Annotated in this window: 9 protein-coding genes; all 9 read right to left on the bottom strand. The window is 54.8% G+C overall.

Annotated features, from left to right (window positions below):
* Positions 1-137 precede the first annotated feature (137 nt).
* On the bottom strand, positions 138-3,659 hold the full coding sequence (gene dnaE, locus ACI7MX_RS00865; protein WP_405586262.1) for a DNA polymerase III subunit alpha: 3,522 nt from the start codon (positions 3,657-3,659) through the stop codon (positions 138-140).
* Positions 3,660-3,737: 78 nt separating this feature from the next.
* Positions 3,738-4,355, bottom strand: a complete 618-nt coding sequence (gene rnhB / locus ACI7MX_RS00870) for a ribonuclease HII (RefSeq protein WP_314492479.1) — start codon at positions 4,353-4,355, stop codon at positions 3,738-3,740.
* 14 nt (positions 4,356-4,369) lie between these two features.
* Positions 4,370-5,497, bottom strand: a complete 1,128-nt coding sequence (gene lpxB, locus ACI7MX_RS00875) for a lipid-A-disaccharide synthase (RefSeq protein WP_405586259.1) — start codon at positions 5,495-5,497, stop codon at positions 4,370-4,372.
* Positions 5,498-5,499: 2 nt separating this feature from the next.
* Positions 5,500-6,276 (bottom strand): acyl-ACP--UDP-N-acetylglucosamine O-acyltransferase, encoded by a 777-nt coding sequence (gene lpxA / locus ACI7MX_RS00880; RefSeq protein ID WP_405586256.1) that lies wholly within the window; start codon positions 6,274-6,276, stop codon positions 5,500-5,502.
* Positions 6,273-6,713, bottom strand: coding sequence for a 3-hydroxyacyl-ACP dehydratase FabZ (gene fabZ / locus ACI7MX_RS00885; RefSeq protein ID WP_122782414.1), 441 nt, complete (start codon positions 6,711-6,713; stop codon positions 6,273-6,275). Before fabZ ends, lpxA begins: the two co-directional genes overlap by 4 nt.
* Before the next feature lie 108 nt (positions 6,714-6,821).
* Positions 6,822-7,877, bottom strand: a complete 1,056-nt coding sequence (lpxD, locus tag ACI7MX_RS00890; RefSeq protein WP_405586231.1) for a UDP-3-O-(3-hydroxymyristoyl)glucosamine N-acyltransferase — start codon at positions 7,875-7,877, stop codon at positions 6,822-6,824.
* A 2-nt stretch (positions 7,878-7,879) separates the two neighbouring features.
* Positions 7,880-8,383 carry an OmpH family outer membrane protein gene (locus ACI7MX_RS00895; RefSeq protein WP_122782416.1) on the bottom strand — a complete coding sequence of 168 codons (504 nt, stop codon included), beginning with the start codon at positions 8,381-8,383 and terminating at the stop codon, positions 7,880-7,882.
* A gap of 45 nt (positions 8,384-8,428) precedes the next feature.
* On the bottom strand, positions 8,429-10,777 hold the full coding sequence (gene bamA / locus ACI7MX_RS00900; RefSeq protein ID WP_405586227.1) for an outer membrane protein assembly factor BamA: 2,349 nt from the start codon (positions 10,775-10,777) through the stop codon (positions 8,429-8,431).
* 76 nt (positions 10,778-10,853) lie between these two features.
* Positions 10,854-12,206 carry a sigma E protease regulator RseP gene (gene rseP, locus ACI7MX_RS00905; RefSeq protein ID WP_405586224.1) on the bottom strand — a complete coding sequence of 451 codons (1,353 nt, stop codon included), beginning with the start codon at positions 12,204-12,206 and terminating at the stop codon, positions 10,854-10,856.
* Positions 12,207-12,247: the final 41 nt, after the last annotated feature.

Raw genomic sequence — 12,247 nt, forward strand, 5'->3', positions numbered from 1 at the left:
CCCAGCATTTGCTGGTGTGTATAGCCTCACTGGGGCAGCCGGTTGATCTGTATCGCGCCTACCTTAAGGGACAGGCGCTCTCAGGTCGAGATTAAAAATTCAGGTCAAGGTCAGGACGCAGCTATCGCCCCTGACCATCAACGGTATTGGAGGAAGACGTTGTCTCGCCCAAACTGGTCACGCAAGGCTTGAATCAAGCTATCCGCCGGATCAATTCGCCAGGTCTCGCCAAACTGCAACATGGCCTTGGCCCCTTCTCCGGTGTACTCCATCGTAATCGGGCACGCGCCGCGGTGTTTCTTGAACAATTCGCCCAGCCAACGCAACTGATCGCCCTTGAGCGCCGCTTGCGCCACTTTCAATCGCAAGCTTTCGGCCAGATTGGTACGCGCATCTTCCATGCTCATCACACGCTTGACCCGCAGGCGCAAGCCACCAGAGAAGTCGTCATTGCTGACTTCGCCCTCGACTACCACCATCGCATCCGTCTGCAACAACGATTGAGCAGAATGAAATGCCTCAGCAAAGAGCGAGGCTTCGATCCGGCCCGAGCGGTCATCAAGGGTGATAAAGCCCATCTTGTCGCCCTTTTTGTTCTTCATCACCCGCAAGGCGATAATCATGCCCGCCACAGTCTGAGTATCGCGAGCCGGCTTCAAGTCGATGATACGCTGACGGGCGAAGCGTCGAATTTCACCTTCGTATTCGTCGATCGGGTGCCCGGTCAGGTAGAGGCCAAGGGTGTCCTTCTCCCCTTTGAGACGCTCCTTGAGCGTCAGTTCCTTCGCCTTGCGGTGATTGGCATAGACATCGGCGTCCTCCTCGACAAACAGACCGCCAAACAGGTCGGCATGCCCGCTGTCATGCGTACGCGCCGTTTGCTCAGCGGCCTTGATGGCCTCTTCCATGGCCGCCAGCAACACAGCGCGGTTCTGGTCAATGCTCGCTTGCCAAGCTTTGGGCTCATCATGAAAAAACGGCCCAAGACGGTCCAACGCACCACTGCGGATAAGACCGTCAAGGGTACGTTTATTGATCCGTTTGAGGTCAACCCGTGCACAGAAATCGAACAAATCCGTAAACGGGCCATTTTGACGCGCCTCGGTAATCGCCTCTACCGGGCCTTCACCGACCCCCTTGATCGCGCCGAGGCCGTAAATAATCCGACCTTCATCGTTCACCGTGAACTTGAACTCCGAAGCATTCACATCCGGCGCGTCCAGACGCAGCTTCATGGTGCGAATTTCTTCGATCAAGGTCACGACCTTGTCGGTGTTATGCATATCCGCCGACAGTACCGCAGCCATGAAAGGCGCCGGGTAATGGGTTTTCAGCCACGCGGTCTGGTAGGACACCAGGCCATAGGCTGCGGAGTGAGACTTGTTGAAGCCGTAGCCGGCAAATTTCTCTACCAGGTCGAAAATGTTACCGGCCAGATCGGCATCAATATTGTTGTTGGCGCAACCTTCAATAAAGCCGCCACGCTGCTTGGCCATTTCTTCGGGCTTTTTCTTACCCATCGCCCGACGCAGCATGTCCGCGCCGCCCAGCGTGTAACCCGCCATGACCTGAGCAATCTGCATCACCTGTTCTTGATACAGAATGATGCCGTAGGTCGGCGCCAAGACAGGCTTCAAGCCTTCGTATTGATAATCGGAGTGCGGGTAAGCCAGCTCGGCACGGCCGTGCTTACGGTTGATGAAGTCATCCACCATGCCGGACTGCAAAGGGCCCGGACGGAACAAGGCCACCAGTGCGATCAAATCTTCCAGGCAGTCGGGCTTGAGCTTTTTGATCAGCTCTTTCATGCCGCGCGACTCTAGCTGGAACACCGCAGTGGTTTCAGCTTTTTGCAGCAGCTGATACGTCGGCTTGTCGTCCAGCGGGATAAAGGCGATATCCAGCGGCGGCTCATCGACCTTAGCGCGATCGCGGTTGATGGTTTTCAGCGCCCAATCGATAACCGTCAAGGTTCTCAGGCCGAGGAAGTCGAACTTCACCAGACCCGCAGATTCAACGTCATCCTTGTCGAACTGGGTGACCAGGCCGCCACCCTCTTCATCGCAATAAATCGGCGAAAAGTCGGTGAGTTTGGTTGGCGCGATTACCACACCACCGGCGTGCTTACCGACGTTACGCACAACGCCTTCAAGCTTTCGAGCCATTTCCCAGATTTCTGCCGCTTCCTCATCAACCTTGATGAAATCGCGCAGAATCTCTTCTTGCTCGTAGGCTTTTTCCAGCGTCATGCCCACTTCAAACGGAATCATCTTCGACAGACGATCCGCCAGACCGTAGGACTTGCCCTGAACCCGTGCCACGTCTCGAATAACCGCTTTCGCAGCCATCGAACCGAAGGTAATGATCTGGCTTACAGCATTGCGGCCGTACTTGTCAGCCACGTATTCAATGACCCGATCGCGACCATCCATGCAGAAGTCGACGTCGAAGTCGGGCATCGATACCCGTTCCGGGTTAAGGAAACGTTCGAACAGCAGATCGTATTCCAGCGGATCGAGGTCAGTAATCTTCTGCACATAGGCCACCAGCGACCCAGCACCCGACCCCCGGCCCGGACCTACTGGCACGCCGTTGCTTTTAGCCCACTGGATAAAGTCCATTACGATCAGGAAGTAGCCGGGGAATCCCATCTGGATAATGATATCCAGCTCAAAATTCAGGCGGTCGACATACACCTGACGCTTGGCGTCGTAGTCTTCGGTGGTGTCTTGGGGCAGCAGAACACTCAAGCGTTCTTCAAGCCCCTCAAACGACACCTTGCGGAAATATTCGTCAATGGTCATGCCATCGGGAATCGGGAAGTTGGGCAAAAAGTGAGTGCCCAGCTTCACGTCGATATTGCAGCGCTTGGCGATTTCAACCGAGTTTGCCAGCGCCTCAGGCAAGTCACTGAACAGCTCAGCCATTTCATCGGCGCTTTTCAGGTACTGCTGATCGCTGTAGTTCTTGGAGCGGCGCGGGTCATCAAGGGCCCGGCCTTCACCAATGCATACGCGGGTTTCATGAGCTTCGAAATCCTGCTGGCGCAAGAACCGCACATCGTTGGTGGCCACCAGTGGAACGCCGAGTTTGTCCGCCAGTGCGACGGCACCGTGCAAGTGCTCCTCATCATTGGGGCGCTTGGTACGCTGTACCTCAAGGTAGAAGCGATCCGGAAATACTGACATCCACTCACGCGTCAGCATTTCGGCTTCTTGAGTATTACCACTGATCAGCGCGACACCAATCTCACCCTCTTTGGCCGCTGACAGCATGATCAAACCTTCAGCCGCTTCAGCGACCCACTCTCGCTCGATGATCACCTGACCATTACGTTGGCCTTCGATGTAACCCCGGGAGATAAGCTCGGTCAGGTTGCGATAGCCCAAAGGGTTCATCGCCAACAGGCTGATACGGCTTAGCGGGTTTTCCGGGTCTTTGTTCGACAGCCACAGATCCGCACCGCTAATCGGCTTGATCCCGCCGCCCATGGCGGCTTTGTAGAACTTGACCAAAGAACACATATTGTTCTGGTCAGTCACCGCCACAGCAGGCATGTTCATGCCGGCCAGCGTTTTGATCAGCGGCTTGATCCGCACCAGGCCATCGACCAGTGAGTATTCGGTGTGCAGGCGCAGGTGAACGAATGAAGCCGGCATGGTGATCCTGTCTATAAGCTTTGAAAAACAACAAGGCCCGGATTGTACCGGGCCTTGGCAAAAACATCAGCCTCGCGGCTAAACCTTGGCGAATCCTTCGCGGGCTTCGTAAGCACGACGCACCGGACCAAACGAACGCCGGTGAATCGGTGTCGGCCCCAGACGCTCTAACGCCTCAAGGTGCACAGAGGTTGGATAGCCTTTGTGGCCACCAATCCCGTAGCCCGGGTATTGCAATTCAAACGCAGCCATTTCACGGTCGCGACTGACCTTGGCCAAAATCGAAGCGGCTGCAATCGCTGGCACTTTACTGTCGCCTTTGACCACAGCTTCAGACGGCATCGTCAATACAGGGCAGCGATTACCGTCAATCATGGCCAGATTGGGGGTAATGCTAAGCCCTTCAACGGCGCGCTGCATGGCCAACATCGTGGCGTGCAGGATATTGAGTTGATCAATTTCCTCGACTTCCGCACGGGCGATATGCCAGCTCAGCGCCTTCTCACAAATTTCGTCAAACAGCTTTTCACGGCGTGCTTCTGTGAGTTTTTTCGAGTCATTGAGGCCAAGAATAGGACGATTAGGGTCAAGAATGACCGCCGCTGTGACGACCGCGCCGCATAGCGGACCACGGCCAACTTCATCAACACCGGCCACGAGCTCTTCGACCAGATTGAAATCCAATCCGATTTGCATAGACACTTTACTCATTAAGGTTTTGCTATCAGGTCCAGTACCGCATGGGCGGCCTGATTGGACGCGTCGAGACGCAACATTCGATGGATCTCGTCAAAGCTGCGAGTTTGCTCTTCACCGCCATCCAGTAAAGGCAACATTGCGTGGGCCAATGCCTCTGGCGTGGCATCGTCCTGTAAAAGCTCAGGAACCAGCATCCGCTGGGCAAGCAGGTTGGGCAGCGATACGTAAGGGCTTTTGACCAAGCGCTTGAGAATCCAGAAAGTCAGACGCGCCAAGCGATAAGCCACGACCATAGGGCGTTTGTACAGAAGCGCTTCGAGTGTCGCAGTACCTGAAGCAATCAGCACGGCATCGCAGGCCGCCAGAGCCAGATGCGAACGCCCGTCCAGCAGCGTCAGCGGCAGATCACGTCCCACCAGCATCTGCTCGATCTGCTCACGTCGCGCAGCATTGGCACAAGGCAACACAAAGCGAACGTCTGGACGAGACTGGCGAATAATCTGCGCAGCATCGAGAAACAGCCCACCGAGTTTAGCGACTTCTCCACCCCGACTGCCGGGCATCAACGCGACCAGCGGCCCATCAGACAAGCCCAGTTCGGCGCGGGCGGCGACCTTATCGGCCTCAAGCGGAATGGTATCGGCGAGTGAGTGTCCGACAAAACGCACCGGCACACCCTGCTCTTCGTAAAATTTAGCTTCAAACGGTAAAAGCGTGAGCATCAAATCGCAGCTTTCGCGAATTTTCAGCACCCGTTTTTGACGCCACGCCCAGACGGACGGGCTGACATAATGCACGGTCTTGATGCCAGCACGACGTAATTGAAGCTCAATATTCAGGGTGAAGTCCGGGGCATCAATACCGATGAATACATCAGGCTTTTCAGCGATCAGGGTCTGTACCAGATCTTTGCGCCGTTTGAGCAGTTCTCGCAAACGGCCCAGCACTTCAACAAGGCCCATGACCGACAGGCGTTCCATCGGGAAGTAAGAGGTCATGCCCTCTGCTTCCATCAATGGGCCACCCACACCGATAAATTCGATATCCGAATGCTTAGCCTTGAGCGCTCGCATCAACCCCGAACCCAAAATATCGCCCGAGGCCTCGCCCGCCACCAATGCTATGCGCAATCTTGCCATAATTAGCGGATAATGCCACGGGTTGAGGAACGGATGGACTCAACAAAAACAGCCACTTCCGGGAACTGTGCAGCAGGTTCGGCCAATTCAACCAAGGCTTGCTCAACGGTCAGGCCCTGACGGTAAACCACTTTATAGGCGCGACGCAGCGCATGAATGGCATCATCGCTAAAACCACGGCGACGCATGCCTTCGAAGTTCATGCTGCGCGCTTTGGCCGGACTGCCAAACACCGTCACAAACGCAGGTACATCCTTGCCAATCGCCGTACCCATGCCCGAAAAGCTGTGCGCACCGATATGACAAAACTGATGAACCAGGGTGAAGCCCGACAGTATCGCCCAGTCGCCCATATGCACATGGCCCGCCAGTGCGGCGTTATTGACCAGAATGCAGTGGTTACCGATCACACTGTCATGGCCGATATGGGCATAGGCCATGACCAGATTGTGATCACCCAAGGTCGTTTCGGCGCGATCCTGAATCGTACCGCGGTGAATGGTGACCCCCTCACGAATAACGTTGTGGTCACCAATTACCAAACGGGTGTCTTCACCCTTGTACTTGAGATCAGGCGTGTCCTCGCCTACCGAAGAAAACTGGTAGATGCGATTGTGCTTACCGATCCTGGTTGAGCCCTTGATGATTACATGCGGCCCAATCACAGTCCCCTCGCCGATTTCCACACCTGCGCCGATGATCGACCAAGGGCCGACCTCGACGTCGTCGGCCAGTACGGCCGTCGGATCGATGATTGCGCGAGGGTCAATCAAACTCATAGTTTGCGTTCCGCGCAGATAATTTCAGCCGAACAGACAGGCTTGCCATCCACCGTGGCCTGACATTCGAATTTCCAGATAGAACGTTTGCTGCTCAGAAACTTGGCTTCCAGGATCAATTGATCGCCTGGCAACACAGGCTGACGGAAACGCAGTTTGTCAGAGCCTACGAAATAATAGAGTGTGCCGTCAGACGGTTTCAGATCCATCATCTTGAAACCCAGAATGCCAGCAGCCTGAGCCATCGCTTCAATGATCAGAACACCCGGCATGATTGGATGCGCCGGGAAATGACCGTTGAAAAAAGGTTCATTGATGCTGACATTCTTGTAGGCACGAATGCGCTTGTTCTCGACATCCAGATCCACCACTCGGTCCACCAGCAGGAACGGGTAACGGTGGGGCAGATATTCGCGAATCTCGTTGATGTCCATCATTTCGTGGGGAAGCCTGTAATAAAGATTGGGCGCGCGCAACTAAGGCGCGCTCCTCTAGCAAATCAAGGAGCAAACCAGTGGCTATGCACTCTTGATATGGAAAATGTACTAGCCCTCTGAAGAAGCTTTGCTGTTCGGGGTCACTTCCCCTACGCGCTTCTCCAGATGTTTTAGCCGTCGGGCAATATCGTCAAGCTGACGAATCCGTGCAGCACTCTTGCGCCACTCGGCTGCTGGCTGCATGGCTGTGCCTGAAGAATAGGCGCCCGGCTCGGTAATCGAGTGGGTCACCATCGTCATGCCGGTTAAAAATACGTTGTCGCAGATTTCAATGTGCCCGACCAAACCCACACCACCGGCCAACATGCAATGTTTGCCAATTTTAGTACTACCGGAAATTCCGACACAGGCGGCCATCGCCGTATGGTCACCGATATGAACGTTGTGCGCGATCTGTATCTGGTTATCGAGTTTGACGCCATTGCCTATGACCGTATCAGCCAAAGCACCCCGATCGATTGCCGTATTGACGCCAATTTCGACATCATCACCCACGGTAACACCACCGATTTGGGCGATTTTTTGCCAGACACCTTTCTCGTTGGCAAAGCCAAAGCCTTCACCCCCGAGCACAGCGCCCGATTGAATGACCACCCGCTTGCCGATGCGTACATCGTGATACAACGTCACACGAGGTGCCAGCCAGCCGTTTTCACCAATCTCACAGCGCGCGCCGATGAAACAGTGAGCACCGACCGTGACCCCGGGCGCTATGCGCGCGCCGCTTTCGATCACAGCAAAAGCACCAATGCTTGCGCCAGGGTCAACCTGGGCATCCGCAGCAATTACCGCTGTCGGATGAACACCGGCAGACGCTTTCGGCTTGGGATCAAACAGGTGTGAAATTCGGGCATAAGCCAAATAAGGGTCGGGCACAACCAGCGCATCACCGACATATTCTTCAGCGTCAGCGGCCTTGAGCAGTACGGCTCCGGCATGGCAGTCGACCAAAAATTTTCGGTACTGAGGGTTGGCCAGAAAGCTCAACTGAGCTGGGCCAGCCTCTTGCAAAGTGGCTAGCCCAGTGATTTCTTTCTCCGCGGAGCCACGTAACGTGGCACCTAGGAACTCGGCCAATTGGCCGAGTTTTATAGTCGCAGTCATAATTACTTCAGCTGGTTCATGCGCTCGATAACCTGGCGAGTGATGTCGTACTGAGGTTTGACATCAATCACAGCACCACGCTCGAACACCAGGTCAAAAGCACCTTTCTTGATGACTTCTTCAACAGCGCTGTCCAGTTTTGGCTTGAGCTGTTTCAGCATTTCACGGTCAGCAACGGCTTTGGCTTCGTTCAGCTCCTTGGACTGGAACTGGAAGTCACGAGCCTTTTGCTTGAATTCAAGCTCCAGACGCTCACGCTCGCCTTGGGCCATTTTGTCGCCGCCTTTTACCAAACGGTCCTGAATACCTTTGGCGCTGCTTTCCAGGCTTTTAAGCTTGGTCAGTTGCGGGCCGAATTTCTTCTCGGCATCAACGGCATAACGCTTGGCTGCGTCAGATTCGAGCAATGCCATCTGATAGTTCAGAACGGCAATTTTCATGTCGGCGAATGCCGGGCCAGCCACTAAAAGCGAAGCCAGGAGAACCAATTGAGTCAACTTACGCACGATGCACTCCTAAAAAATCCGTTATCTGTCGCTAAGGTCAGGCTTTTAGAAAGTCTGGCCGAGGGAAAACTGGAACACTTGGGTTTCAGCATCATCAGGCTTCTTGATCGGCATGGCCAAGCTGAAGCTCAGCGGACCCAGAGCCGTCACCCACGTCACACCAAGACCCACAGAGCTGGCCATGTTGCTGAAGCTGATGTCGCAATCCTGAGTGTCGCCTTTGCAGTTAGTGTCGAACACGTTACCCACATCCCAGAATACCGAGGTACGCAGGGAGCGCTGATCTTTCACGAACGGCATCGGGAACAGGACTTCAACACCACCCTGGATCAGCACGTTACCACCAAATGGTAGCGGATCTTGATCCGGGTCAGCGATGGTGCCAGGGTTTCTACCCGAGCTAGGCGTACTGCGCGGGCCCAAGGTGCTGTCTTTGAAACCACGTACCGAGTTGAAACCACCGGCGTAGTAGTTCTCGTAGAACGGCAGCCCCGAGGTTGAACCGTAACCGTCGCCATAACCCAGCTCAGTGTGCAGACGCATGGTGTAGGTGTCGCTCAATGGTTGGAACAACTGAGCACGGTAATCAAGCTTGTAGAACTGCAAGTCGCTGCCCGGGATAGTCGATTCAAGCACCAGGCTCTGCGAAGTACCACGTGTTGGCAATACGCCCTTGTTCAGGGTCGACTCAGACCAGCCTACCGACGCCTTAAAGTTGAGGTACTTGTCGCCTTCACGGTTTACGAAGTCGAAAATCTCGTCAACGGTGTACTGACCGGTGCTGATTTCATCTTGCTGCACGCTCAAGCCGTAGGTCAGACGCGAGGTGTCACTGATCGGATAACCCATCGTGATACCGGCACCCAAGCTGTCAACGGAGTAGTTGGCAACGTCAACGTCCAGCTCTTTGTAGTCGGTGGTGCGGTAGAACACGTTGTAGCCCAGGCTCACACCGTCCGCAGTCCAGTACGGGTCAACGTAACTGAAGTTGTAACGGCTTTGGTATTCGCTGCGCGTCAGGCCAAGGCTGACCTTGTTACCTGTACCCAGGAAGTTGTTCTGTGTGATCGAGCCACCCAGAATCAAACCGGCGCTCTGTGCAAAACCAACGCTGGCGGTAATGGAACCCGACGCTTGTTCTTCTACGGCGTAGTTCACGTCTACCTGGTCATCAGTGCCAGGCACTGCCGGGGTTTCAACGTTCACTTCCTTGAAGAAGCCCAGACGCTCAAGGCGTACCTTGGACTGGTCAATCAGGTAAGTCGATGCCCAGCCACCTTCCATCTGGCGCATTTCACGGCGCAGCACTTCGTCTTCCGACTTGGTATTGCCGCGGTAGTTGATACGGTTAACGTAAGCACGCTTGCCCGGATCGACTACGAACGTAATGGCGACGGTGTGATTCTCAGGATCGGGTTGTGGTACGGCGTTCACGTTAGCGAACGTGTAGCCCTCGTTACCCAGGCGGCGAGTAATCAGTTCGGACGTGGTGGTCATCAGCTTGCGCGAGAAGACCTGGCCCGGTTGTACCAGCAACAGCGACTTGATCTGATCTTCCGGAACCTTTAGGTCACCGCTCAGCTTCACTTCGCCGACATTGTATTTTTCGCCTTCGTTCACGTTGACCGTGATGTAGACGTTTTTCTTGTCAGGTGTGATCGATACCTGAGTCGAAGCAATATCCATATTGATATAGCCACGATCAAGGTAGTAAGAGCGCAGACGCTCAAGGTCACCCGACAGTTTTTCACGTGCATATTTGTCGTCGTTCTTGAAGAACGACAACCAGTTCGTGGTTTTCAGTTCGAACAGGTCAACCAGATCGTCTTCAGGGAAGACGGTATTACCCACCACGTTAATGTGCTGGATAGAGGCAACCGTGCCCTCGTTGATATTGACCTTCAAGGCAACACGGTTACGTGGTTCAGGCACCACTTCGGTGTCTACGGTAGCCGAGTAACGACCTTGGGCAACGTATTGACGTTGCAGCTCGTTACGTACGCCCTCAAGGGTCGCACGCTGGAAGATTTCACCTTCGGCCAGACCAGACTGTTTTAGACCTTTCATCAGATCATCAGTGGAAATGGCCTTGTTACCGTCAATGGTGATGCTGGAGACGGAAGGACGCTCGACAACCGTAATGACAAGCACATTGCCATCACGACCCAGTTGGATATCCTGAAAGAACCCGGTTTTGAACAACGCACGAGTGGATTCCACCAAACGGCGGTCATCCGCTACTTCACCCACGTTCAGCGGTAACGCACCAAACACGCTGCCGGCGGAAACCCGCTGCAGCCCGTTGACACGGATATCAGAGACAGTGAAGGACTCGGCGTGAACTTCGGTGATCATCAGTACGGCGAGAACCGCAGTTAGCAGCAGACGTTTCATGAAGTCCTTTCTTATTTCCAACTGGCAATAAACAAACTGCCGCAAAATGCGGCAGATTCGCAATTCAGCGAAGTGTTTACAGACGGCCCAAATCGTTGACCAGAGCAAGAAGCATCACCCCAATCACCAAACTGATGCCGATCTGCATCCCCCAACCCTGCACCCGATCTGACAAGGGACGACCACGCGCCCACTCGATCAGATAAAACAACAAATGCCCCCCATCCAGTACCGGAATGGGCAACAAGTTCAGAACCCCAAGGCTAATACTCAGATAAGCCAAGAAATTCAGGAAATCCGCGACACCCGACTGGGCAGAAGCGCCCGCCACTTTAGCAATGGTTATCGGTCCACTCAAGTTTTTTACCGAGAGCTCGCCGAACAACATTTTCTTCAGCGAATCGAGCGTCAATACGCTCATGGTCCAAGTCCGTTTTACCCCCTCGCCGATAGCGGCAACCGGACCATAACTGACCTCTCGAATCATTGCTGGCGGCCAGTCGATACCTTTCACACCTGCGCCCAGATAACCCGCAGCGTCCTTACCTTCGCCGCGAGAAGCAAGCGTGACCGGTACGTCGACAGGAACACCCTCACGTTCGACCCGCAATACAATGCGGGCATCCGGACGCACACGCACCCAGTCCACCACTTGTTGCCAGTCCTTGACGGGCTGATCATTCATGGACAAAAGCTTGTCGCCGGTTTTAAGGCCCGCCGCTTGCGCCGGGCCTTTCGGGTCAAGCTCAGCCAGTACGGCCGGCAATTCAGGACGCCACGGGCGAATACCCAGCGACTTGATGGGGTCTGGCTCGTTTGCATTCTTGAGCCAGTCGTGAAGCGTCAGCTGATGGGTAGATTCCACCTCTGAGTCAGGGCCACGCACTGCAACCTTTATGGAGCCGCTTTCACCGAGACGACGCACCAGTTGCAGATTCACATTCGACCAACCTGCGGTGGGCTCGCCATCAATGGAAACAATTTCCTGACCCGCTACTAAACCGGCCTGCGCAGCCAGGCTGCCGCTTTCAACTGCGCCAATGACGGGGCGCACTTGCTGGCTGCCCATCATGGCCAATATCCAGAAGAACACGATGGCCAGCAGAAAGTTGGCAACCGGCCCGGCCGCTACAATGGCAATGCGCTGCCCGACTGTCTTGCGGTTGAAAGACTGGTCTCGCAGCTCCAAAGGCACTTCACCTTCGCGCTCGTCGAGCATTTTGACGTAGCCGCCCAACGGGATGGCAGCGATTACAAACTCAGTACCCTGGCGATCATGCCAACGAACCAAAGGCGTGCCGAAGCCCACAGAAAAACGCAGAACCTTGACGCCGCACCGGCGCGCCACCCAAAAGTGGCCGAATTCATGAAAAGTGACCAGCACCCCCAATGCCACCAGGGTGCCAACAATCATATAGAGCGCACTCATCTACTTTTCTCCGCATTCACGTCCGGTTTCGGTAAGCACCA

The sequence above is a fragment of the Pseudomonas sp. 2024-210 genome (assembly GCF_045062345.1).
GTDB lineage: Bacteria > Pseudomonadota > Gammaproteobacteria > Pseudomonadales > Pseudomonadaceae > Aquipseudomonas.

What these genes read in the sequence shown, in the direction of transcription:
- dnaE (WP_405586262.1), bottom strand. Translation starts at nt 3,659, where the DNA reads ATGCCGGCTTCATTCGTTCACCTGCGCCTGCACACCGAATACTCACTG.
- rnhB (WP_314492479.1), bottom strand. Translation starts at nt 4,355, where the DNA reads ATGCAAATCGGATTGGATTTCAATCTGGTCGAAGAGCTCGTGGCCGGT.
- lpxB (WP_405586259.1), bottom strand. Translation starts at nt 5,497, where the DNA reads ATGGCAAGATTGCGCATAGCATTGGTGGCGGGCGAGGCCTCGGGCGAT.
- lpxA (WP_405586256.1), bottom strand. Translation starts at nt 6,276, where the DNA reads ATGAGTTTGATTGACCCTCGCGCAATCATCGATCCGACGGCCGTACTG.
- fabZ (WP_122782414.1), bottom strand. Translation starts at nt 6,713, where the DNA reads ATGATGGACATCAACGAGATTCGCGAATATCTGCCCCACCGTTACCCG.
- lpxD (WP_405586231.1), bottom strand. Translation starts at nt 7,877, where the DNA reads ATGACTGCGACTATAAAACTCGGCCAATTGGCCGAGTTCCTAGGTGCC.
- bamA (WP_405586227.1), bottom strand. Translation starts at nt 10,777, where the DNA reads ATGAAACGTCTGCTGCTAACTGCGGTTCTCGCCGTACTGATGATCACC.
- rseP (WP_405586224.1), bottom strand. Translation starts at nt 12,206, where the DNA reads ATGAGTGCGCTCTATATGATTGTTGGCACCCTGGTGGCATTGGGGGTG.